The following is a 23,598-nucleotide window of genomic DNA, read 5'->3' on the forward strand; positions in this document are numbered from 1 at the left end:
AGAATCCTCCCTTAGCAGCTTTATTGGTACAGGCCGTGTTTCTTGATGTAAAAGTAGCACGCGTCCGGCAAGAGATACCGCGGCTCCCCGCCCATGCGGAGCTCCTCCCGGATATAGGTGGAGCTGATGTCCATCGCCAAGCCCTTGTCTACCAGTTGAAACTGATCATCGTGATTCCGCAATAGCGCAGATCTGGCGATGGCACCAAGCATATCGATCCCGTTGCGAGCCATGACGATGAATTTGTTCTCCTTGACGAGTTCATCGCCAAACTTCCATTTCCCTTCTCCGATATCGACGAGAAGGTCGGCACCCATGATGAAATACAATTCATCGTCAGGGTATTTTTCCTTGAAGTATTTCATGGTGTAATACGTGTACTGCAGACCCGGGAGCACATTCATCTCATAGGTATCCAATTCGAATTTCGGATTATCTGCAATGGCAAGTTTGATCATGGCAATACGATGGTCGTCGGAGGTGTTCATCTCCTTATCCATCCGTTTATTCGAGGACGGAAGGAAAATGACCTTATCGAGCCGCTTTCTGTGGCAAATGGTAGAGGCAGTCCATAAATGGACATTTGTGATCGGATCAAAGGAAGAACCGTAAACTCCGATTTTCATAGTAGATCAGTCCTTTCGTTCAAGTACTCTCTTTATCCGCTTTGCTTTGAAATTTATTGCCGCATGCCGAGTTTTTCGAATACCATTCTTTCCTTCATCTTCCGAAGCTGATCAGAGATCGCCATCGGATAGACTTCGGGGACATCCACGCGCATATACTCATCCCAGAACTTCGCCTTCTGCTCTTGGTGATATTTTCGAATTTCGTCAAGGCTAGGTTGTTCGTATACCAATCGGCCGGCCAAAAAGATCGGTTGGTGCAGCTCCTCCCATGTAAAATGACGAACGGTTTTGCTTTTCAGCGGGTTAGTCGGATGGCGGAGCACCATTTCCGTTCCTTGGATCACTTCATCTTCCAGACAGATATAATCTCCTTTGGCCATTCCGTTTTCGTCATAGAGCCGGTACGCCTTTTTCAGGCCAGGGTTCAAAATCTTCTCCATGCTCTCGGATATTTTAATGAGCGCTATCCAGTCTTCCATCGTCTTTCTGTTGGCAGCGGCGCCAAGTTCGGCGTCGAAGGGCTTCCTCGCAACGATTTTATGGACTCCGCCAAGAGCAGGTTGGTCGTAGGCTGTAATGAATTTGGTGCCCACGCCCCAGATGTCGATTTGGGCCTTTTGTTGTTTGAGCGAAGTGATCGTGTATTCATCAAGGTCATTTGTGGCCGCTATTTTGACAAAATCAAGACCTTCGGCGTCGAACATCTTTCGCACCTCTTTGCTCAAATACGCGAGATCGCCCGAATCAAGCCGCACGCCTGCCAGACGGAAGCCCTTTTCCTTCAACACCTTGGCTGCCTGAATTGCGTTGGGAGCCCCGCTGCGCAGAGTGTCGGTAGTGTCAAGCAGCGGGACTGTCCGGTGAGGGAACACCTCAGCGTACGATAAGAAGGCATCCAATTCAGAAGGGTGAAACATTACGTAAAGATGGGCCATGGTTCCCGTTATCGGCACTCCGAAGTGCTTACCGGCTTTCACGTTGCTTGTGGCGCTGAAGCCGGCGATATACGCCATCTTCGCGCCATAGACGCTTGCATCGCGGCCCTGCGCCCGTCTTTTGCCCATTTCCAGCAGGGTATCGCCACCCGCGGCCGTTGCGATTCGAGATCCCTTTGTCAACTGCAAGGACTCCGCATTGATCGTATTCAACAGCATCGCCTCGATCCAAATGCATTCCCACACAGGCGCGACGATTCGTATGAAAGGCGTGTTGGGGAAAATGATATTTCCTTCTTGTACGGCGTACAGATCGCCAGTAAAGCTCAATCGGCGCAGATCGTCGAGAAAGGCCTCATCGAAGCGCTCTTCCCGTTCGCGCAGGTACGCGATATCGTCCTCGTTAAAGTACAGGTTTTGAATGATCTCGATTAAGTGGCCAAGTCCGCCGAATGCGACATATCCGCCCAGCTCGCCGCTGTACTCGCCGACCGATTTTACGAAAGGAGCCTTTCTGTAAAAATCATCGAAGACAACCGGTGTCAGATGCAGGTTTTGTTTCCAGAGCGCATACATCATCGTAATCGCGTAGAAGTCTACATCAAGCGCGTAGTCTTCTGCCGGGTTGAAGTAAGGAGCTGCGTCAAACCTGCCATGGCTGCGGCACACGACGCATTCATGGTCGGGGTTGTCGTCATGCCGGAAAGCGGGCTGACCGCACGATTGGCAGACGTGAATGAATCGATATTGTTTTGGGCTGATCAAATCGAAGATGGTTTTCGTGTTACGCATACAAGGAGTCTCCTCTCGAGGCAGGAAGCGGGTGTTAATATATTGCCGCTCCCAGGCTGTATTTGAAATGCTTTAATGCGACTTCGTGGCCGAGTTGATCAAAGCTTGCTACTTTTCATGCACGGCGATGTTATATCCGCGTTCATAGGCGCCATAAACGCTGTGCATGACGCAAATGTTCGAAGCCACGCCGACGAAATGAAGTTCGGCAATCCCCCGCTCGCGCCATTTTACGTCCAAGTCTGTTCCAGTGAAGGCTGAATACCTTGCATTATATTCGTAATTCAATAAATACGAATTAATAACCTGTAAAAAAAGCTGCACCGATTTTACCGGTAAATCGATGCGAACGGCTCGTGATTATTGAACCGATATAAGCGCGTTTTCCGCCGCGAATTGCGTTTGGTCGTTTTGGGATTTCCCTCTTCATCAACCGCCAAATCGATGAAGGACAGCTTCGGGGCCTTCTCCCAAAATATTGATTTATGCGTGATGCTCACATCGTCCGTTACGACTGTCATAAGCACGTCTCTAAGTTCGGCAAGCGTAAACTCTTCCGGTAAAAAGTGCTTTGCCAAGGTCGTCTGAATCATTTCGCGCTTGATGACCTCTATCGCCGTCTCAATGATTTCACGATGGTCAAAAGCAAGGGTCAACTGATCGATTTGACTGAGTGCAAAGAGTTCGCATTCCTCAGCGTCATCCGCTGCCTTGCGTTTTTCCAGGTAATCCTTCGGCACAATCGCATAATGGGCATTGGATATGATCCATCCGCGCGGATCTCTCCCCGGCTTATCGAATACCGCGTAATGCTTGACGTGAATCCCCGATACTCCGGTCTCCTCGGATAACTCTCGAATCGCTGTTTCATAGGCTGTTTCTTTGTCCGAACCAAACCCTCCGGGAAGCGCCCATTTGCCGCCCTCAATATTGGGATTGCCTTCCGCGTCTTTGCTTGCTCTCTTGATCAGCATAAGTTTCAGCATTGGCTTCTCGACTTCTTTTTCGTCTTCTTGCACCACGTCTTTTACAATCGTAAAAACGGCGATATCGGCCGTATAGCCGTCAGGCGTTCGGTACTTTTTCGGATTGTAATGACGGAGAAATTCCTCTTCCGTAGAATATGGAGGCATTGGTAAACTTCCTTCCGGATTATTAATTCGTTAATCGCGAATTGTTAATTGAATAGTAACTGATGAACGTAAAAAAAGCAAGGGGAAGCTCTAAAATTTTTTTTAAAAAAAGAAAGCCTTTTTGGAAAATTAAAGGTTGACAAAACGGGAAATAAAAATAGAATGAAAATATAAAATTAACATTATTTTCGGAACTGTGTTATATCATTCGAGCACCATCTCAAATGATCATTTATTTTTGCACAAATGTTCACTGTGAGAAAAAAGATTTTCTTTGAAGAAAGTGTTGTGTTAGAGGGAAAGGAGGGATGTCATTTGTCGGTTATGACGCTAATGATCAGCAAGTTGTGACGCGAAAGAAAAAGATGGAGGTGAATGAGGATGAAAAAGTTGATCAATGTTCCTGACGCGGTAGTAGATGAGATGATTGAGGGGTATGCCGCAGCTTTCCCGCAATATGTGAAAGTACTCCCTGAAAACAAACGATCACTCATCAGTGTAAAGTCGGTTCGAGCTGGAAAAGTGAGCATCGTGATTGGCGGGGGCTCGGGGCATGAACCAGCCTTTTTGGGGTTGATCGGAAAAGGGATGGCAGATGGAGTGGCAGTCGGCAATGTATTTGCTTCCCCTCCGCCGGAACCCATTCTACAGGCTACGAAGGCGGTAGACGGCGGTGCCGGCGTCATCTACATCTACGCCAATTACGCAGGGGACTGCATGAACTTTGACATGGCGGTCGAACTGGCGGCGATGGAAGGAATGCAGATTGAAACTGTGCGGGTGGCGGACGACGTGGCCTCCGCGGGGAAAGCTGAGAAGGAAAAAAGGCGAGGGATATCAGGCACCTTTTTCGTTTACAAGGCTGCCGGGGCTGCCGCTGATAAAGGCTGCTCGCTTGAAGAGGTCGTGAGATTGGCCCGCAAGGCAAATGACCGGACCCGTTCCATGGGAGTCGGCCTGTCCCCTTGCTACGTACCGCAAACCGGGGAGCCGAGTTTTCGTTTGGGCGACGATGAGATGGAGATTGGCCTGGGGATTCACGGCGAACCAGGAGTTCAGCGGGGGAAATTGCGCAGTGCAGACGAAGTGGCTGAAGTATTGTTAGCGCGGATACTCGATGACATGCCTTTAGGCAGCGGTGATCGAGTCGCCGTCATGGTAAATAGTCTGGGGTCAACCACCAAAATGGAACTGCTAATCGTGTACAGAAAGATATCCCAACTTCTCAAGGAGCGCGGAATCGGCGTACATCGTTCCTATGTTGGAGAATTTGTCAGTTCTATGGAGATGGGCGGGTGCTCCGTATCCATTTTAAAACTGGATGACGAACTGACTGAACTGATCGACTATCCGGCGGATTGTCCCATGTTTGTTCAAGCGTGAGGGAGGGGATCGGAATGCACATCTCATTTCAGGATTTCAAACAGATTTTTGTGCAGATTGCCAACCAAATCGAACAGCAGAAGGAGTACTTGTCAGAGTTGGATCGTGCGTTAGGCGATGGCGATCACGGCATCTCGATGTCGCTGGGCTGGAAGGCTGTCGTCGCAAAGCTGGAAACACTTGAGCTAGGGGACTGCGGCTCAATGTGCAAAGAAATGGCCCTCTCGTTCCTAAATGCCGTGGGCGCTTCAGTGGGTCCACTGTATGCAACCGCCTTTTTGCGAGGCTCGGCAGTGCTGCAAGGGAAATCGGTTCTGACAAAGGATGACGTCGTTGGATTCTGGGTCGCAGCGGTAGGCGGCATCTTGGAGCGGGGAAACGCACAAATTGGCGATAAAACGATGATTGACACCTGGCTTCCCGCGATCGAGGGCATGAAAACAGCCTGTGAAGCCGGAAAGGAATTGGACGAGTGTCTGCAGCAAGCGGTTTTGGCAGGAGAGCAGGGGATGAAGTCAACAAAAGATCTGCAGGCAAAGAAAGGCCGTTCAAGCAAACTGGGAGAACGGGCATTGGGACACCAAGATCCCGGAGCAACCTCTGCCTATCTGATCTTGTCTACTTTTTACGCGTGTGTCAAATCCCTGAAAGAAACAGGGAGGATCGTACCGCCGGATTCGGATCGCCATTTGGCATGAGAATGCTGCATTAAATATCTGATAGAAGCGTGTAGGGTACCGTTTTTTTTTACCTGTATGTTCACTCACAGAAAAATATTTTTCTATAAAAATATAGAATGGGGGAAATACGCATGCGTCGATCGCTTCAAACTTTCCTGTCCGCATCGCTATTAAGTGCACTCTTGCTAGTGAGCGGTTGCGGAAATCAAGCTTCTTCCGGCTCTTCCCAAGGCGAAACCAACCCTGATACGGGCGCCAGGGAGGTGACGATTGGCTTGTCGGCGCCGTTGACGGGAAACAGTGCTCAATACGGCAAAGATTTTCGCAATGCCATTACGCTTGCGATCAATGAATTTAACGCCAAAGCCGGACCAATCAAGGTGAACTTAATGGAGATGGATTCCAAGGATGATCCGAAGGAAGCAGCCAGCATCGCCCAGAAGCTGGTGGACAACCAAAATGTCATCGCGGTGATTGGGGATTTTTCCAGTACCACTTCGATGGCTGCTGCGCCGATTTACCAACGCTCCGGTTTGGTGCAGCTCTCCCCAAGCGCTTCCCATCCCGATTTCACAAGAACTGGAGACTATATCTTCCGCAATGTTCCCATTCAAGAGGTGGAAGGAGATTTTGTCGCAGGCTACGGTTCGGATATGGGCTTTAAAAAAATGGCAGTGGTGCACATTCAGAACGACTGGGGGATTTCTGCCAAGGATAGCATTGTCAAGGGTTTTGAAAAACGGGGTGGCGAGATAGTTAGTATTCAGAGTTTTAACCCGGGACAAAAAGACTTCGCCAACATTCTGACCACGATTCGTGAGACGAAACCGGATGTGCTGTACCTGGGGGCGCCGTATACAGAGTCTGCATTGGTAGCCCAACAGGCGAGGAAACTTGGGATGAATGTACCGCTGCTGGGGGTTGCCATTCTCTATTCGGATAAGTACTTGGAATTGGGCGGTCAAGCTGTGGAGCGAACCTACTGCAACAGTTACTTTTTCCCGGACGATCCACGCCCGATCATTAAGAACTTTGTCGAATCGTACAAGAAACAGAACGGCAAAAATCCGGATTCGTTTGCAGCCCAGGCGTATGATTCGGTCAATATGATCCTATCGATCGTGGAACAAGGAATAACGGACCGTACCGGCGTCCGCGATGCTTTGGCGAAGACAACAGACTTTCCCGGTGTGACCGGTACGACCAGTTTTAATGAAAACCGCGATGTCGTCAAAGAGATGGTAAAGCTGGAAGTGAAAGATGGACAGTTTATCCTCCATCAGGGGAGCAAGTAGCTATGTTGATCCAGCAAATTCTCAATGGGCTTAGTGTTGGCATGACGTATTCGTTGACGGCGATCGGCTTTACACTCATCTTCGGAGTGCTGGGACTTGTCAATTTTGCTCATGGTGAAGTTTACATGATCGGCGCGTTTGTTACGTTTACGCTTTCCCAATTTCTGGGCTGGGGGCTGGTACCTTCGTTTATCGGAGGGGTGATTGCCGGAGCTATCGTCGGAATGGCGATGGAAAAAATCGCATTCAAGCCGCTCCGCAGAATGAAACCGGAAACCACAATGCTGGCGACGCTGGGCCTCTCCATTTTATTGAAAGAAATCGCTGTGTTGATCTGGGGACCAGAGACGCAATCAATCAGTACCAGTTCGGCGATTTTCGCGGCAGACTGGGGCGGAGACAGCATCCGCATCTCGGGAATTCAGGTTGTCATTTTTATTGTTTCCATTGCCCTAATGGCAGGTTTGCAGCTATTGCTGTACAAAACCCGGATCGGTTTTGGCATTCGCTCCATCGCACAGAACAGGGACGCTGCTTATCTGATGGGCGTCAACGTAAACCGCACGATCAATTACACCTTTGCCATTGGCGCCGCGATGGGGGCGGCGGCGGGGGTTTTGGTTGCCTTCTACTACGGTGCACTGGATCCGTATATGGGCTTTATGCCGGGGATTAAGGCTTTTGTGGCGATGGTATTGGGCGGCCTCACAAGTATCCCGGGGGCAGTTGTCGGCGGATTAATTCTCGGCATGTCGGAAACGATGGCAGGCGCCTACATCCACTCCGGACTGCAGGATGCCATCGCGTTTTTGCTACTGGTCTTATTATTAATTCTCAGACCTACCGGTTTAGGTGGGAGAAAAAGGGGGGTCTGAATGTCTAGGCGGTTTTTCTCACCTGTTTGGGTGGCAATCGGCTGCACGCTGCTTTCGCTGGCAATACCTTTGGCTGCAACTCCCTATATCTTAAAAGTGCTGATCATGAGCGGCATTTACATCGGCTTGGCTGCCAGTCTCAATCTGATTTTTGGAGTTGCCGGACAAATTAGTCTCGGTCATGCCGCCTTTTACGGAATCGGGGCGTACACAGCTTCTCTTTTAGCCGTCCAGTTTCATCTTCCTTACCTGCTGTGTCTGATCGCCGGAGCCCTTGCAGCGGCATTCATCGGCTATTTGCTGGCGATTCCCACGATTCGGCTGAAGGGTATTTACCTGGCTGTCACGACCTTGGCTTTTGGCGAGATTATGCGCCTGATCTTTTTGAACTGGATTTCGGTGACAAGAGGACCGATGGGTATTACCGGGATACCTGCGCCTTCGGTGTTCGGCTTTACCTTTGCGACGAATACCAGCCAATACTACCTCATGCTATGTCTGATCGTACCCATCCTGTTTGTTCTGTGGCGCTTAAGTTATTCGCCCTTTGGCATGACACTCCGGGCGATCAGGGAGAATGAGGATGCGTCACGGACCTTGGGTGTCGACGCGCAAATGTATAAAACCAAAGCATTTATGATCGGCGCCGGGGTGGCGGGGTTATTGGGCGGCTTCTTCTCATTCCATGCGGCTTATATCCACCCGGATAATTTTGCCTTCATGGAATCGATCACACTGCTGGCGATGGTAGTGGTAGGCGGCATGGGCAGTCTGCCGGGCGTATTTGTCGGAGCGCTGCTGCTAGCGCTTGCACCGGACGCTCTGCGCTTTCTGGTTGAATATCGGATGGTCTTTTACGGTTTGCTGCTCCTGCTGATGATTTTGCTGCGGCCGCAAGGGTTGATCAGCGAATCCGCATCGATTTCCTGGGTGATGGGGCAAAGATCGTCCACTCCCGGAAACCGTGATGAAGCGCATGTAACCGAAGAGATAATCTCGGAAGGGAGGTGAAAGGTCATGCTGCTGGAAGCCCATCGGGTAACGAAACGATTTGGCGGTCTTGTCGCTGTGGAAGATCTGGATTTTCATATCCGCGAGGGCGAGATACTGGGATTGATCGGACCAAACGGGGCAGGGAAGACGACGCTGTTTAATCTCTTGACAGGCGTGTATGAGGTGAGCGAGGGGCGGATTACGTTCCAGGGGAAAGATATTACCCGCTGTCCAGTTCATCAAATAGCTAGAATGGGTATGTCGCGAACATTTCAGAACATCAAGCTGTTCGATTCGCTAAGCGTAGAGGATAATGTAAAAATTGCCCTTTACAACAAGTCGAAAATAAGCATGTTCAACTCCATTTTTAAGACAGCCAGATTTCGTAAAGAAATGGCGAGGATTCATGAAACGGCATATGAACTGCTTTCGATGGTAGGGTTGGAAGGAAAAGGAAAACACCTGGCGAACAGTTTGGCGTACGGAGAACAACGGTATTTGGAGATCGTCAGAGCGCTGGCTACCAATCCGAAGCTGCTCATTCTCGACGAGCCAGGGGCAGGAATGAATGACAGCGAGTCCGCCCATTTGGTAGAGCATATTCGCAATATCCGGGCAGCCGGTCATACCGTGCTGCTGATCGAACACGATATGGCAGTCATTATGGAGGTTTGCGACCGCATTTATGTGATTAACTTTGGCAAAAAAATAGCCGAGGGCACCCCGCAGGAGATTCGCGCTGATCCCAAGGTCATAGCTGCTTATTTGGGGGAGGAGGAAGACGATGGCGCTGCTTGAAATACGCAATCTCTCTACCTACTACGGAAACATCCAGGCATTGCGGGGCATTTCTTTTGAGGTGGAAAAAGGAGAAACGGTGGCGATTATCGGCAATAACGGTGCCGGTAAAACGACCACGGTCAATACGATTTCAGGTCTATTAAAGCCTAGAGATGGAGAAGTGCGTTTCATGGGTGAACGAATCGATCACCTGCGGCCGGATCAAATCGTCCGGTTAGGCATCTCCCACTCTCCTGAGGGACGAAAGGTTTTTCCGCAGATGACGGTCAGGGAGAATTTGTTGATGGGAGCCTACATCAAAACAGACCGAAAAGCTATCGACCGTTCCATGGAGTATGTGTTGACCCTCTTTCCCCGCTTGAAGGAGAGATATCACCAGCTGAGTGAAACGTTAAGCGGCGGAGAACAACAGATGCTGGCGATTGGCCGCGCCCTGATGTCGGAACCGAAACTGCTGATTTTAGACGAACCTTCGCTAGGATTGGCTCCGCTGATCATCAGGCAAATTTTCGAACTAGTCAGGGTTATCCAAGAGCAGGGGATTACCATCCTGCTAATCGAACAAAATGCCCGCCAAGCGTTAAAGGTAGCACATTGCGGAATTGTCATGGAGACGGGGCGAATCGCTTTTGTTCAAGAAGCGCGGGAGTTGCTGCACAATGATATGGTGCGAAAAGCTTATTTAGGAGAAAAATACCAAAAGGAGGCAATACATTTATGAGTAACCAAAGAACCGATGTCATACCGTACAACGAAGCGGTAAGGATGGTGAGAAACGCGATCGAAGACCGGGCGACCTGGTTTGATCTGTTGACCAAAGAGGCTGTCGCTGCAGGGGTGGACCCGGAGCCGATCGCACGGCGGGCGATTCAAAGGTTTGGTTATCTGAAAAGTCATAAAATGATCCAAACCGAGAGCATGGAGGAGTTTGTCAGCCAGTTTGCCAATGAATTGGTCAGCCAGGTGTTCGAGATGGACGTCAAGGAGGTCATGGGCGACCATGCTGTGGTGCACGTGCATTATTGTCCGCTTGTTGAGAGTTGGAAAAAGAATGGGAATACGGATGAACAAATCGACAATCTTTGCAAGTGGGCTGTAGAAGGAGATCACGGCTTAATGGAAAACTTCCCGGACTTCCAATTTACTCCGGAAAAGCGCATTGCGGCAGGGGACGGCTATTGCAGATTTGTCTTTAACCGTAAATAATGGGTCAGATAGGATGCACGGATGTGAGATTTTATGTTAGGTTTTAGATAGAATGATAGGCTTCGCTTGGCAGAGGATGCTTGGCGAAGCCGCATTCTTCGCTTGTGTTAGCGAAATGGAGTGAAACGCAGCAGAAGTACGCAATGTTTTTTACGAGGTGACAACATGTCCAATGAAGAACAAAGACACGCGGAGGAATTGCGACGAATCGGCTACCGGCTGAGAGATCTTCGAAATCAGCGAGGGATGAGCCTTCGCGCCTTGTCCGAACTTACCGGATTATCCCTGGGGTACCTGAGTCAGTTGGAAAACGGCAAGGCTATTCCTTCGCTGCAGGTAATGTTAAAACTGAGCGATACGTTTAACAAAAGCTTGCCGTATTTTTTTGAAAGACATAACAGCGAACAGCCGTATTTGTACTTTCCTTTGGAAGACCAAATTTTTTTGGATGGGAACGGGAATCGCAAACTTCGGATATTAACGCCAGGTGAACAGTTGGAAATCGAGCCTGTGCACGTCGAGCTTGAACCAGGAGGCGGAAATGACGCAGGCTTGGCAGCACATGAGGGATGGGAATTTTTGTATGTGATAAAAGGAAATATCACGCTCCATCTGGGGGACCGGATTGTTCAGTGCAAGGAAGGCGACGCCATCTGTTACAATTCGATGATTCCGCACATGTCCGAAAACACCGGAACAGAACCTGCAGTCGGACTGTGGATTGGCTTTAAACGAAAACAAATGTAACGTTACGATAGAGAGAAGGCGGTGTAAGGACGATGATTGAACAAGGCATAAGGGAGGAAACGTCGGTTTACCATGAAGCGACGAACATCCTTCACTTGGGAGAAGAGGAGAACGACAAGTATTATGATGCGGTTGTTCCGCCGATCTTTCAAACTTCTCTGTTCACAAGCAAAACGTATGAGGATTTTGTAAAGGCGATCAATCACGCTGGCGACCAATACAGTTATACCCGATACGGGAATCCGAATTTCGATATCTTGTGCAAAAAAATAGCCAGCCTGGAGGGCGGCGACAGCGCTTTGTTGACCAGCTCGGGCGTTTCGGCGATGTCGATTGCCATTCTCGCTTACGCCCAAAGCGGCGGTCATATTATCGCGATACGCAACCTCTACGGTCCTACTCGGAGCTTCCTGCATTACTTGGAAGAAAAACTGAATCTGCAAGTTACGTTTATTTCCGGCGATGATGTAAACGAGCTTGCGGCTGTGATTCAACCGAATACGCAATTGGTCGTATTGGAGAGCCCGGCAAGTTTTCTGTTTAACGTCCAGGATTTACGCAAGATAGCGGCATTGTGCAGAGGAAGCGGGATCACCACAGTGATCGACAATTCAAACGCGACTCCGCTGTTTCAAAAACCGCTGCAGCTGGGGATTGATGTGGTCGTCCATTCCGCTACCAAGTATCTCAGCGGCCATAGCGACACCATTGGCGGTTTTATTGTGGCGAACCAAGCGCAAATGGAACCGATTCGCCGCCAGCATAAGCTGATCGGATCGTCTCCGGCGCCGTTTGAGGCCTGGCTGATCTTGAGAGGATTGCGAACGCTGCCAGTCAGGATGAAGGAGCATGCCAAGAACGCCCTGATTATAGCCAATTTTCTGGAATCTCATCCAAAAGTAAAACGAGTTCACTATCCAGCGCTGTCCTCCTTTTCTCAACATGAATTGGCCAAAAGCCAAATGAGCGGTTTTAGCAGTTTGTTCAGTTTTGAACTTGATGCTGCAAGCGACAGGATGGTGCATTTCTTCAACGGGTTAGAACTGATCAAGATTGGACTTAGCTGGGGCGGATATGAGTCGATATGCAATCCGCTTAAAGTCGGCTTTGGGAGTGGTTTTACGGAAGCGCAGTTTTCGCAGATGGGAATTACCGACCAGTTGGTTCGCCTCCACGTCGGTTTGGAGGAAGCCGGAGACCTTGTCGACGATCTGGATCGAGCACTGCGGCAAGTATAAGACTTGAGCAGCAGCAACCATACCCTGCTTTTCTTGTGGAAAAGCAGGGTATGGTTGTTTTTCTTTGCTTAAACCACCTCTGTGATGCACCTCAGATGATTGGCAGGCCGCCTAGCTCCGATGGAGCATTGTTCGTGTTTTGTGTTGATATTATTCTTATATCCTTGATGTTCATAATTATTATCAATAAAACACGAACAAAATTTAAGATTACCCTTGACACGTTAGTTTATCTCCTTTAAACTGTAATCGTTGAAAGTAAATACTTTTCACTGAAACTGTTCGTATATCCTCAATGATATGGTTTGAGGGTCTCTACTAGGAGCCGTAAATTCCTGACTACGAATGGGGTGCGCTGTCACACCCATCCGCCGTTAGGGATTTTTTGTTGTTTGCATGGGTGGGGATCTTTGCGAGAACTTCGACAGAAGCTTTTCTTAACGAATCACATCTCAAGACGAGAACGAGCATAGGGGGACAATATGAGCAAATACGATGCAATTGTTGTTGGGGCCGGACCGGCGGGAATATTTGCCTGCTACGAATTCACCTTGAAGTCGCCTCAATCCAAAGTGCTGTTGATCGATAAAGGCCATGATATTTATTATAGACGCTGCCCGATTTTGGAAGAAAAAATCAAACTCTGTCCGCCGGCGGCCGGGAAAAAAGAATTCGCCGGATGTCTGCCGGCCTGCTCCATCACGGGAGGATTTGGCGGAGCGGGAGCGTACAGCGACGGGAAGTTTAACATCACAACCGAGTTTGGCGGCTGGATGACGGACTACATCGACTCCTCCACGGTGCTTGCGCTGATCAAGTACGTGGATCAGATCAACCTGGAGCACGGAGCTACCGAAGCGGTGACCGACCCGACCACAGATACGATCAAGAGTATCGAACAGCGCGGTTTTGCGGCAGGATTAAAGCTGCTCAGAGCCCAGGTCAGACACCTCGGAACGGAGCAAAACCTGGAAATCCTAAAATCGATCTACGAGTACCTCAAGGATCGCGTCGACATGATGTTTAAAACCGAAGTGGCCGACATCCTGACCGTCAAAGAGAACGAGGCCCATAAGGTCAGAGGCGTCGTATTAAAAAACGGCCAAGAGTTTTACAGCGATCATGTCGTGATCGTACCGGGCAGAGACGGATCGGCCTGGCTGACCGAGATTTTAAAGAAAAGAAAGCTGAAAATGTACAACAACCAGGTAGACGTCGGCGTGCGTGTAGAGACGTCAGACATCGTGATGAAAGAGATCAACGAGCATCTGTACGAAGGGAAGTTTATTTTTAACACATCGGTCGGCACACGCGTCCGGACGTTCTGCAGCAATCCGTCGGGACATGTCGTCGTCGAGAATCACAGCGGCGTCATGGCGGCGAACGGCCATGCGTACAAGGACCCCGCGTTAGGATCGGCGAATACGAATTTCGCGCTCTTGGTTTCCCACCGGTTTACCGAGCCGTTCGACAAACCGAACGAGTACGCCAGGGAGATCTGCAAACGGGCCAATGACTTGTCCAACGGGGGCGTCATCGTGCAAAAATACGGGGACATCATCCGCGGAAGGCGTTCCACGGTGAACAGGATCAAGGAGGGCTTTATCGAGCCGACATTGAAAGAAGCCGTTCCCGGCGACCTCGGTCTGGTACTGCCTTACAACACGATGAAAAGCCTGATCGAAATGGTCGAGGCGCTCGACAAGGTGACTCCGGGGATCGCCTCCGACCACACGCTGTTTTACGGCGTTGAGGCGAAGTTCTACTCGGCGCGGCCTAAACTGACGGAAGAATTCGAGACCGAGATCCAAGGCTTGTACTGCGGCGGAGACGGCGCAGGCGTCACCCGGGGACTGGCCCAGGCAGGCGCTGCCGGCGTCTGGATTGCCAGAAACATCATCAAAAAACAATAGGAACGGCGGCAGCCCGATCTGCTCTACAGGCAGATCGGGCTAATTTTTTCATTTCACCTGTTGTGGTCTCTGGTGGGTAAAAATAGCCGCGGGCAGTACTCATATTGGAGGCAATACCCGGTTAGCTTATTCTGCCCATTGGATGGTGGCCGTGCGATCGACTGAGTTGAACGTTACCCCTAAGCCCAGCACAGGCGACACGACGCGAAGCGGCACCATCACGACACTCCCGCTCTTATAAGGCGGCACGTCCGTCGTGAATTTTGTTCCATTCCAGGTATAGTCCGTGTCATCGATGGTCATCTCTACCCTGTAGGTAACGTTACCGATCTTCCGAGTAAGCGTAAGATGACCCGTGGATCCATCAACCGCCACGTTGGTGCCTGTGCTCGAAAAAACCGTGGCCGGGACCATCATCCATCCATGTTTGATGACCGGCTTTGCATCAAGCTTCAGATTTTTCGATCCGTCGAGTTTGGCTTGGTCCGTCGTCAATGATATCGTCAGACTCCGCTGCAGCGATTGGACAAAGACAGCTGCTGCTGTGGTCAAAGAGCCGGGCGTTCCGCCTGACTTTACCGCTTGAACCGCGTATATATAGTAGTGTTTCTGCGCTGTGTTGTCTACGAACGAAGTCTGCTGGATGGTGAAGTCGTTCAGTTGGGTAACGGTGTAGCTGTTGTTGTCCCCGATCTCATACCGGTAGAGGTTATATCCCAAAGCAGCATCGGGCAGAGCTCCCCAAGTAAGCGTTGTATGCCCCCCGGTGCCGTCGGCCTTTAGCTCGCTTGTGGTGGTCCTGCCGAAGTGGAACCAGATCGTCACCTTGGGCGAAGCTTGCAGAATCATGAACTTGACGTACCCGCCGCCCGGCAGCTGCGAAACGTATACACGGTTAAGCTGTAAGGGCGCTGAAGCCGAATATCCGTTTGCGGGAACGGACTGTACCTGATCCAGGTTGAGTTGAGCCGGGTTCAGCAACTGGACCAACGCACCATTTTTGCCGGTTACGGTAGTTGAGCTAATCGATAAGTCACCCGTCAGATCGCCATCTAAGTCAAATACCGTGGCGGGGTCTACATTTGTAAAGCGGTTTGCAATCGCGCTAAAGGCGACGAGGATTGGTGGATTGGCGAGTGTCTGATTGACAGGCAATTGAATCTGTTGAGGCCCGATCTGTTGATTCACGATGTCCGGAATAATCGTATTTACGGGAATCTGAATCGGATCTGCCGCCATGACGGGTACAGCAGCAAAGAACACCATTAAGGAAATGAGGAGGAGATAAACCCAAAGTTTCATAAGACATCTCTCCATTCATCATTTTGTTGCCGCTCACAATATATGTTCCAATGTGCATGATGATTCTGAAGTTCACAGTCGACATTGAGACTTTTCCACATTTTACAGCGGGGGCTCTTGCTTTCCCCAAGCAAAAGCCCCCGCTGCCGTTTGGGTGGAAGGGGGCATGGGAAATCCCGGCCTTAAGACCTGCTCCGGGGGATAGCCGACAAAACCTCGTTTGCGGTATGATTGAGATAGTCAGAAGTTTGTTGTTGTGAATTTCATCGCGCACACCCAATTCAAAATCTTTAGAATATAGGGGGCCGGTGTACGATCATTGAAAAAAGGGGAGAGTGTTATCATGCGGGAAGCTGTGATCATTGAAGCGGTACGAACCCCGATCGGCAGGCGCGGGGGAGCGCTTAGCGGGATTCGTCCGGATGATTTGGCCGCCGAAGTGCTAAAAGAGCTGGTTGCAAGGGCAGGGATTGCTGCAGATTTGATCGAAGATGTCATCCTGGGATGCGTTTCCCAAGCGGGAGAACAAGCGGGCGATATCGCCAGAGTGGCTGCGTTGTTGGCCGGATATCCGATTGAAGTGCCGGGCGTGACGATAGACCGGCAGTGCGGCTCGGGTCAGCAAGCGGTTCACTTTGCCGCCCAGGCGATCGTAAGCGGGGACATGGACGTCGTGGTTGCCGGCGGCGTGGAGAGCATGTCCCGCGTTCCGATGTTTTCCAATCTGCAGGGAGCCAAATGGAATGAACAGCTCACAGCCCGCTTCGGTCCGATCCACCAGGGATATTCGGCAGAACGGATCGCGGAAAAATGGGGACTTTCCCGCAGTCAACTGGACGAATTCTCGCTGGAAAGCCACCGCAAGGCGATTCGCGCACAGGAGGAAGGCAGGTTCGAGCGGGAGATCATGCCAATTGAGGTAACGCTGCCAGACGGCGCCAAACAGACCGTGCGGCAGGACGAGGGGCCAAGAAGAGACACATCGATCGAGAAGCTGGCTTCGCTCAAACCGTCTTTTGAGGAAGATGGCAAGATCCACCCCGGCAATGCCAGCCAGATCAGCGATGGCGCGGCAGCCATTCTGCTCATGTCGCGGGAAAAGGCGGAAGCGTTGGGGCTAAAGCCGAGGTTTCGCGTCGCAGCCCGCTCTGTCGTCGGGTCCGATCCGGCCCTGATGCTCACGGGTCCGATAGCCGCAACCCGCCAGGTGTTGAAAAAGGCGGGCCTGACGATCGAAGACATGGATTTGTACGAAGTGAATGAAGCGTTTGCTCCGGTGCCGCTTGTCTGGCTGGCGGAAACAGGCGCCTCCCCTGACAAGCTGAATCCCAATGGCGGAGCGATTGCGCTGGGCCATCCGCTGGGAGCAAGCGGAGCGCGGCTGATGGTCACGCTGATGCATGAATTGGAGCGGACAGGCGGACGCTACGGCCTGCAGGCGGTCTGCGAAGGCCATGGGATGGCGAACGCGACGATACTTGAACGGTTGGACTAGAAGGGAGTTACGCACAGGTGAAAAACAAGGTGATTTTGATCGCATCAGACCAATTCGGCAAAGGAGATCCAGGTCTGGGAGAGGTCGTCCTGGAAACGTTTCTGGTACATCTCAAACAGCAAAAGGAGCTTCCGGCGGCGATTTTTTGCATGAACCGCGGGGTGCTGACATTGACCGATCAGTCGCTGTCACACGTCCACTTGAAAGAACTGGAGGAGCGGGGCGTCCCGGTCTACGCCTGCAAAACCTGCGTCGACCACTACCAGGCGGGCGATAAGCTGCAGACCGGTAAGATCTCGGGCATGGACCTGTTCGTGTCTTTGGCCGGTCAGCATGAGGTGCTGCCCGTATACTGACGCCCAGGACATGAAGACTTCTGCCGTTCGACATGAGGGGAATTCACCTCAAGGAGGCGGGCAGGGGTCTTTTTTTGTTTACAAAATTACTTGTCTTACTTATTATTGTTATAACAATTAAAATGGAAAAGGGAGGAGCTACTTGAAAACGAACTTGATTGACGAGCCGATCGGTTTTTTGATAGGCATCACGTATCGAAGAATGGTGCAGTACTTGCAGTTTCGCCTGAAAGAATACGGAATTACGCCGGAACAGTGGTCAGTGCTGTATCGGCTGGGGGAGCAGGACGGAATCAACCAGAAAGAGATCGCCGTCCGCTCGGCCAAGGATCAGCCGACCACTGCGCGAATACTGGATGTCCTGCACAAGAAAAGCTTGATTGAAAAACGAACATGTCCGACGGACCGCAGATCCTTTCTCGTTACGCTTACAGAAAAGGGAAAGGCGATTTTGGAGCAAACCGTCCCGGTCGAAAGAAAAGCTGTTGATGACATGTTGGACGGTGTGGATCAGGCTCAATTAGAGTTGTTCAGACAAACATTATTGCAGATGAATCAAAATATCGATCATCAACTGAGGGAATAGGAGTGTCATATTTGGAAGGACAGAGAGAGAAACTGTGGAGCAAGGATTTTATTCTGCTTACGATTTGCAACTTGCTGTTGTTTATGAATTTGCAGATGATGACGCCGGCTTTTCCGGCGTATGTCAGCGGCAGATTTCACGCGAATGATTTCACGGTAAGCCTGGTGATCAGCTTATTCGCCCTTTCGGCTATCGTGGCACGACTGTTTAGCGGTGAGGCTCTAAAGAGAGGAAAGAGAAACCAGATCCTCATCGCAGGGTTATGTCTTGCACTCTTGTCGTCTGCCGGGTATTTTTATAGCGGGACCATCGCTATGCTGTTGGTGATGCGAATCCTTTTCGGGGCAGGCTTTGGGATGGTGAGCACCACGTTCCCGACGATGACCTCCAATATCATTCCGCCAAAGCGGATGGGCGAGGGGATGGGGTACTTCGGACTCTCGACCAGTCTTGCGATGTCGATCGCTCCGGTCATTGGACTTGGGCTATTAGGGGAATACGGCTTTGGCACATTGGTTGCCGCCGCCACTGTACTTATCTTGTTGATCTTCCCGTTGATCCGGCTGGTTCGCACTTCAGGAGCGCAGCCGGCGAAAACAATGGCGGCAAGCCAACAAGCCGGGAAAGTCCAATTTTTCGATCGGGCGATTCTGCTGCCTTGCTTTCTGAACCTGCTGCTCTCGATTACCTATGGCGGCTTGATCAGCTTCATCGCTTTGTTCGGAGCGGAAGCTCACCTCGCCAATCCGGGGTGGTTTTTCCTGTGCAATGCGATCGCAATTCTGTTGGTTCGCCCGGTCTCCGGGAAGATTTTCGATAGAAAAGGACATATTGCCGTCCTGATTCCGGGAGCACTGCTGGTCCTGGTCGGGCTGCTCATTCTCTCGTACGCGACGACGATGAATGTCCTGTTGATATCAGCGGTATTTTACGGACTGGGCTACGGAATTTTGCAGCCGTCTATCCAGGCTTGGATCATTAATCTCGTCACACCTGAGAAGCGGGGAATGGCCAACGCGGCGTTTCTCAACAGCATTGATTTGGGGATCGCTCTGGGGTCGATGCTCTTGGGTGTGATTGCCACCGCTACAAGCTATCCGGCGATGTACCGGATGTCAGCCTTGTTGATGGTTGTTTTTCTCTTTGTTTACTTTTTATATCTGGCCGGTCAGGCGAAAGCAAAGCGCCGAAAAGCGTATCTCGCTAGTAAAGAACTGGGAGCTTGATTCTTACCGGCCGTACTTTAGGGAAGGTGAGGCGGTTGTGTGAGGGCGGACAGGCTTATTTCCATCCTGCTGCTGCTGCAGGCAAACAAAAGAATGACGACGAGCGAACTGGCTGACCACCTGGGCGTGTCGGAAAGGACGATTCATCGCGATATGGTGGCGCTGAGCTCCGCGGGACGGCTTCATGCTGTCGATTTCAGATAAGACGGGGTTGTCTGTAAGCAAAGCGCGCATCCTGGTCGAGAGTTTGGTGCTGATCATCGGCTATTTCCTCGGCGGTCCCGTGTTTGTGGTGACATTTCTCTACACGTTCATCCAAAGTCCGGTATTTCAGCAATCACTCAAGTTTTTCAGGGTAGTGCTGGGGGCGCTTGAGCGAAAGCAAATTCGTAAGAAAGCAGGGCACCTGGAATCATGCGGGTAAACCCGGGAGCCGCCCTGCTTTTTTTCAATTATCCCGACATAAATCCGGTATGACGACGTTCTATTTCTTCATTCTCTTTAAAATCCAATTAATGATTAAAGGCATGAAAATAATGAAAAGTGGAACATAATACAAGAAATGACCTATTATTGATTTCATGTTTTGCGTAAAGGGGACCTAAAGTCGTAATAGGAATTTTACGTCAGGCTTAAGAGTGCCTGTTGGCATATTAATAGCCTACAATTCCTACCCTTTGCTACCTCCTCTTGCGAAAATCGTTAGGCATTTTTTCATCCTGATGCTGTCCGTAAAAATGGTTGTGGTGATGGAACTGGACCAATAGGTGACTGTATGGTTCAATTTTATAGTGAAAGGCGTATTGCGACTAAAAAGAATTATCTTCGTACAGAATAGAGAAGATATAGAATTCATTGGTGATGTACCAGTTTCAGTATATCAACCGGTAGATATTTGTTACATTGTATTTGATAAATACAGAACTCCACGCCATCGTTGCAAATTCCAAGGCTGTGTTACATATGTGACTGGTCCTGAAGAATACGTAAAGAAACGCCCGAAAATTTAAATTCGGGCGTTTTCCGCGATGAGCCATTTTACTCTAGGGCAAAGCTGCCGCTAGATCCTCACATTACCTTACGATTGCCTCGTAAGGCGCAAGCTGATAGGATGCCGCCGACATGTGCCAAGAATAAAACAGCTGTGAACTTGTCCCATCCATTCCAAACGTTTTCCTCCAACTCTCCCTGATCGTGAGGTTTTACCGTAATTGTATGGGAATGGTTACAAGGAGTTTATAATTACTACATCGAGATTCTTCTTCAGGTCGATTTCATATGAGGGATGAATCAAGGTCCCGTCCAGTTTCTGGATCACTTTAACAACCGGAAGGTGAATAGCGTCGCTGTCGATCACCGAAACAACGCCGATTTTCCCGTTGCTCAGCAGAACCTTGCTGTTCATAGGATACACGCAGATATGCTTCGTAAATGTTTTGACCAAAGCGCCGTCAAAGAGTTTGTTGCCGGCTCCATACAGATACTCGAGTGCTTCGTGATACGTGTAGGCACTGCGGTAGCTTCGGGGCGATATCAAGGCATTGTAGACGTCGGCGATGCCCACGATTTGCGCGTAAGGATGGATGTGCGGCTGTCGCTGATGGTGCGGGTAGCCGGAGCCGTCCAATCGTTCGTGATGCATCAACGCACATAATGCCGCCGCTTGGGGAACATCCCTGTGGCTGCTCAACATCTGATACCCCAGGACTGTGTGCTTTTCCATCTTGGAACGCTCCCTTTTTGTCAGGGGGCCGGCTTTATGGATCAGGCTTTCCGGGAGCTGAGTCATGCCGATGTCGAACAGCAGCGCCCCAATCGTCAATTCGTACAGCTGTTGTGAATCGTACCGAAGCGCCAATCCGACAATGCCGCTGGTGACCGCCACCTTCAGCGAATGATGGAAACGGACGAGGTCCGTCTGGTGGAGAAGCGTCAACTTCTCCAGGAGAAACGGATGGGAAGCGATCTCAAAAAAGATATGGCGATACACTCTGCAAAACGTTTCACTGATATCCGAGTCAGATACCCGCTCTTTGAGTTGGTGGGAATAAATAAAGCCAATAAGAATGTCACGGACGACGGTTTGCTGATTCGAAAAACGAGGACTTTGTGTTTTCCGCAGAGCTTCTTGCGGTGCCCGCTGGAAGATGCCTCCCGCTTCTTTCACCCTTGAACCCTACTTTCTCTTGGTATCATGCGATGGATCGATCGTTTTTTGTTTTCCGGCTGTGTCTTCGCCCTGCTTCGCCCGGCATGTAGCCAGCGGGGCCGGCGGCCATTTCCCTTTTTGTTTCAGGTCGGAGATAATCCGCGGCAGTACAGTATTTACGAGTCTTTGACCGATACTGCTCCTTGCCTTCGGCGATTCGTCCTCTGCCATACGATCACACCCCTCTCCTGCAAAAGAGATTTACTACTTATTCTGAATAATATTTATTTATCAATTGATTGTCAATATGATTGATAAATATTTATCATAATACGCTTGTCTGATAAAAGTTAATATGCTGAAGGACTCAATTTTTCTCCAAAGCGTAAAGGCCGATGGGGACTGTTAGTCGCCAGTTAAACGATAAATATTTATCAAACATGGCTGTTTTTTTGTATAATGGACTTACGGAGGAGATGGGAGATGAACTATTACCAGCTGGTAAGGGAATACATCGCGGCCAGCGGCTTGTCGCATCGGGAAATATCGAAGCAGTGCAAAGAGCGGGGAACGTCCGTATCACAGGCGTATATCAGCCAAATCGCCAAAGGGGACGTTCCGCCTGCTTCTGATGAAGTGAATCGAGCGATTGCGGCAGTGACCGGCGGCGACCCGGATGCCCTGATCATCGCGGGCTACAGGGAAAAGGCACCTCTCGTCATCCGCGAAATGCTGGACCAGGCGGACAACATCACCGCGCTGATCGGCAGACATATTGATGCACTGGTAGAAGCGATGTGCGATGAATACGGCTGTCTCGACCCGCTGTATCGCCAGCTGCTGCAAAACGCCCTACAAGATCATGAAATCGTGACAGACGAAGACCATTTGTTGAAGTACGACTACCAGGCCAAATTGCTGCTCAAGTCACTGGACATCGAAACGAGGCTCAAGATCTTTACCCTGATCGTCGAGTCCTTGCCTTATGCCGGCCGCAAACCGGACAAGCTCTCCGGCATCCCGGCAGAGGAGCTGAGCCGACTATCCCGTTCGCGGGACTTCCTGCGCGTGCCGGTGGTCAGCCAAATCGATGCCAATCACCCCCGGCTCATCCGGGAGGAGGCAATTGACACCTGGGTGGAAATGTCCAACCCTTACAACTATCAGGATGGAGACCTGTTTTATCTCTCCGTTCAGGACGATTCGATGGCAGGCAGCCGCATCTGCAGCGGCGACAAGGTCCTGGTCAAGGTGCAGTCCGTTGTAGAAAGCGATGACATCGCGGCGGTGATCCATGCAGGCGAAGTGCTGCTCCGCCGAATCAGACATGCGGACGGCGGGCTCGTCCTGCTATATCCTGACAATCCCCGGTTTAAGCCGCTTGTCATCGACGAGAGCCAGCTGCGCATCTGCGGAAAAGTGATTCAAGTCAGCTTTGAGCCGAATACGTCAAATTAAGGCGAGGCTTCAAGTCGCAAGGTGCGGGAGGATACGGTTCAGCAAAAGGGGTTTGTTTGAAAAAAATAGTCTTGACAGCTAGATGTCAGGTATGTATAGTTTGCGATAGTTGAATATTGTCTTCTGTTAGGTGAGGCTCCTGTACAGAGATACGCTGCTGCCCAAAAATGTCGAGAGACGCCAATGGGTCAACAGGAAAAATCGGATTAAGGTTTTTCTTAATGTAGCTGGTTTTAACCTATGCTGTACAGTGCTAAAACTCAACGAAGGGGAGGCTAGTGTTGCCAATGGCTGTTTTCTCGAGATAACAGCATACATTGGCGTGGTTTTTGGCGTGCAGGCAAAGACCTGGTTTCTCTGTGTGAACTGTGACCTTAAATGTAGACAGTTTAAAAAAAGTCCTGCT

At 50.4% G+C, this 23,598-nt stretch carries 23 protein-coding genes, 2 pseudogenes and 2 riboswitches; of the genes and pseudogenes, 18 read left to right on the forward strand and 7 right to left on the reverse strand.

Annotation, left to right across the window (positions count from 1 at the left end):
* Positions 1-20: 20 nt before the first annotated feature.
* From nadD to ACI7RC_RS06580, 4 genes are all read right to left on the reverse strand, one after another.
* On the reverse strand, positions 21-626 hold the full coding sequence (gene nadD / locus ACI7RC_RS06565) for a nicotinate-nucleotide adenylyltransferase (protein ID WP_408107431.1): 606 nt from the start codon (positions 624-626) through the stop codon (positions 21-23).
* Between the two features lie 53 nt (positions 627-679).
* Entirely contained in the window at positions 680-2,356 is a 1,677-nt protein-coding gene (locus tag ACI7RC_RS06570; protein WP_408107432.1) for a nicotinate phosphoribosyltransferase, read from the reverse strand.
* A gap of 108 nt (positions 2,357-2,464) precedes the next feature.
* Positions 2,465-2,596: an isochorismatase family protein gene (locus tag ACI7RC_RS06575; protein ID WP_408107433.1), complete on the reverse strand. Its 132-nt coding sequence runs from the start codon at positions 2,594-2,596 to the stop codon at positions 2,465-2,467.
* An 89-nt stretch (positions 2,597-2,685) separates the two neighbouring features.
* Entirely contained in the window at positions 2,686-3,489 is an 804-nt protein-coding gene (locus ACI7RC_RS06580; RefSeq protein WP_408107434.1) for an NUDIX domain-containing protein, read from the reverse strand.
* 381 nt (positions 3,490-3,870) lie between these two features.
* Here ACI7RC_RS06580 and ACI7RC_RS06585 point away from each other — a divergent pair, with 381 nt between their 5' ends.
* The 11 genes from ACI7RC_RS06585 to ACI7RC_RS06635 all read left to right on the forward strand — a co-directional run bounded on the left by ACI7RC_RS06585 (position 3,871) and on the right by ACI7RC_RS06635 (position 14,620).
* Positions 3,871-4,872: a dihydroxyacetone kinase subunit DhaK gene (locus ACI7RC_RS06585; protein ID WP_408107435.1), complete on the forward strand. Its 1,002-nt coding sequence runs from the start codon at positions 3,871-3,873 to the stop codon at positions 4,870-4,872.
* Between the two features lie 14 nt (positions 4,873-4,886).
* The gene (gene dhaL / locus ACI7RC_RS06590; RefSeq protein ID WP_408107436.1) at positions 4,887-5,570 is read left to right on the forward strand and encodes a dihydroxyacetone kinase subunit DhaL; all 684 of its coding nucleotides are present in this window, start codon (positions 4,887-4,889) and stop codon (positions 5,568-5,570) included.
* A 113-nt stretch (positions 5,571-5,683) separates the two neighbouring features.
* Positions 5,684-6,847 carry an ABC transporter substrate-binding protein gene (locus ACI7RC_RS06595; RefSeq protein ID WP_408107437.1) on the forward strand — a complete coding sequence of 388 codons (1,164 nt, stop codon included), beginning with the start codon at positions 5,684-5,686 and terminating at the stop codon, positions 6,845-6,847.
* Between the two features lie 2 nt (positions 6,848-6,849).
* The gene (locus ACI7RC_RS06600; RefSeq protein ID WP_408107438.1) at positions 6,850-7,722 is read left to right on the forward strand and encodes a branched-chain amino acid ABC transporter permease; all 873 of its coding nucleotides are present in this window, start codon (positions 6,850-6,852) and stop codon (positions 7,720-7,722) included.
* On the forward strand, positions 7,723-8,733 hold the full coding sequence (locus ACI7RC_RS06605; RefSeq protein WP_408107439.1) for a branched-chain amino acid ABC transporter permease: 1,011 nt from the start codon (positions 7,723-7,725) through the stop codon (positions 8,731-8,733).
* A gap of 6 nt (positions 8,734-8,739) precedes the next feature.
* Positions 8,740-9,513 (forward strand): ABC transporter ATP-binding protein, encoded by a 774-nt coding sequence (locus tag ACI7RC_RS06610; protein WP_408107440.1) that lies wholly within the window; start codon positions 8,740-8,742, stop codon positions 9,511-9,513.
* A complete protein-coding gene (locus ACI7RC_RS06615; protein ID WP_408107441.1) occupies positions 9,500-10,237 on the forward strand; it encodes an ABC transporter ATP-binding protein in 738 nt (245 codons plus the stop codon). Before ACI7RC_RS06610 ends, ACI7RC_RS06615 begins: the two co-directional genes overlap by 14 nt.
* Complete coding sequence (locus tag ACI7RC_RS06620) at positions 10,234-10,722, forward strand: L-2-amino-thiazoline-4-carboxylic acid hydrolase (protein ID WP_408107442.1); 489 nt, start codon at positions 10,234-10,236, stop codon at positions 10,720-10,722. Before ACI7RC_RS06615 ends, ACI7RC_RS06620 begins: the two co-directional genes overlap by 4 nt.
* 165 nt (positions 10,723-10,887) lie before the next feature.
* Positions 10,888-11,469, forward strand: coding sequence for a helix-turn-helix domain-containing protein (locus ACI7RC_RS06625; protein WP_408107443.1), 582 nt, complete (start codon positions 10,888-10,890; stop codon positions 11,467-11,469).
* Between the two features lie 32 nt (positions 11,470-11,501).
* Positions 11,502-12,707, forward strand: coding sequence for a trans-sulfuration enzyme family protein (locus ACI7RC_RS06630; protein WP_408107444.1), 1,206 nt, complete (start codon positions 11,502-11,504; stop codon positions 12,705-12,707).
* A gap of 262 nt (positions 12,708-12,969) precedes the next feature.
* Positions 12,970-13,069: riboswitch (purine riboswitch) on the forward strand.
* 120 nt (positions 13,070-13,189) lie between these two features.
* Positions 13,190-14,620: an NAD(P)/FAD-dependent oxidoreductase gene (locus ACI7RC_RS06635; RefSeq protein WP_408107445.1), complete on the forward strand. Its 1,431-nt coding sequence runs from the start codon at positions 13,190-13,192 to the stop codon at positions 14,618-14,620.
* Between the two features lie 126 nt (positions 14,621-14,746).
* Here the strand turns inward: ACI7RC_RS06635 and ACI7RC_RS06640 are convergent, their stop codons facing one another.
* Positions 14,747-15,922, reverse strand: coding sequence for a copper amine oxidase N-terminal domain-containing protein (locus ACI7RC_RS06640; RefSeq protein WP_408107446.1), 1,176 nt, complete (start codon positions 15,920-15,922; stop codon positions 14,747-14,749).
* 343 nt (positions 15,923-16,265) lie between these two features.
* Between ACI7RC_RS06640 and ACI7RC_RS06645 the strand changes: the two genes are divergently transcribed.
* The 6 genes and pseudogenes from ACI7RC_RS06645 to ACI7RC_RS06670 all read left to right on the forward strand — a co-directional run.
* Positions 16,266-17,417 carry a thiolase family protein gene (locus ACI7RC_RS06645; RefSeq protein WP_408107447.1) on the forward strand — a complete coding sequence of 384 codons (1,152 nt, stop codon included), beginning with the start codon at positions 16,266-16,268 and terminating at the stop codon, positions 17,415-17,417.
* Between the two features lie 17 nt (positions 17,418-17,434).
* Complete coding sequence (locus ACI7RC_RS06650; RefSeq protein WP_408107448.1) at positions 17,435-17,773, forward strand: transcriptional regulator; 339 nt, start codon at positions 17,435-17,437, stop codon at positions 17,771-17,773.
* A 142-nt stretch (positions 17,774-17,915) separates the two neighbouring features.
* Positions 17,916-18,359, forward strand: coding sequence for a MarR family winged helix-turn-helix transcriptional regulator (locus ACI7RC_RS06655; RefSeq protein ID WP_408107449.1), 444 nt, complete (start codon positions 17,916-17,918; stop codon positions 18,357-18,359).
* Between the two features lie 11 nt (positions 18,360-18,370).
* Positions 18,371-19,585 carry an MFS transporter gene (locus ACI7RC_RS06660; protein ID WP_408107450.1) on the forward strand — a complete coding sequence of 405 codons (1,215 nt, stop codon included), beginning with the start codon at positions 18,371-18,373 and terminating at the stop codon, positions 19,583-19,585.
* Between the two features lie 39 nt (positions 19,586-19,624).
* A pseudogene (locus ACI7RC_RS06665) lies at positions 19,625-19,762 on the forward strand (helix-turn-helix transcriptional regulator); the annotation flags it as partial.
* Positions 19,755-20,009, forward strand: a pseudogene (locus ACI7RC_RS06670) (hypothetical protein); the annotation flags it as partial. The pseudogenes ACI7RC_RS06665 and ACI7RC_RS06670, both read left to right, overlap by 8 nt.
* Before the next feature lie 801 nt (positions 20,010-20,810).
* Here ACI7RC_RS06670 and ACI7RC_RS06675 read toward each other — a convergent pair.
* Together ACI7RC_RS06675 and ACI7RC_RS06680 are read right to left on the reverse strand one after the other, a co-directional pair.
* Positions 20,811-21,752: an HD-GYP domain-containing protein gene (locus ACI7RC_RS06675; protein WP_408107451.1), complete on the reverse strand. Its 942-nt coding sequence runs from the start codon at positions 21,750-21,752 to the stop codon at positions 20,811-20,813.
* A 9-nt stretch (positions 21,753-21,761) separates the two neighbouring features.
* Positions 21,762-21,965: a hypothetical protein gene (locus ACI7RC_RS06680; protein ID WP_408107452.1), complete on the reverse strand. Its 204-nt coding sequence runs from the start codon at positions 21,963-21,965 to the stop codon at positions 21,762-21,764.
* A gap of 252 nt (positions 21,966-22,217) precedes the next feature.
* Between ACI7RC_RS06680 and ACI7RC_RS06685 the strand changes: the two genes are divergently transcribed.
* A complete protein-coding gene (locus tag ACI7RC_RS06685) occupies positions 22,218-23,192 on the forward strand; it encodes a LexA family protein (RefSeq protein ID WP_408107453.1) in 975 nt (324 codons plus the stop codon).
* A 115-nt stretch (positions 23,193-23,307) separates the two neighbouring features.
* A riboswitch (M-box (ykoK) riboswitch) is annotated at positions 23,308-23,471 on the forward strand.
* The last annotated feature ends 127 nt before the right edge of the window (positions 23,472-23,598 follow it).

Source organism: Brevibacillus sp. B_LB10_24 (genome assembly GCF_046036945.1).
GTDB lineage: Bacteria > Bacillota > Bacilli > Brevibacillales > Brevibacillaceae > Brevibacillus_C.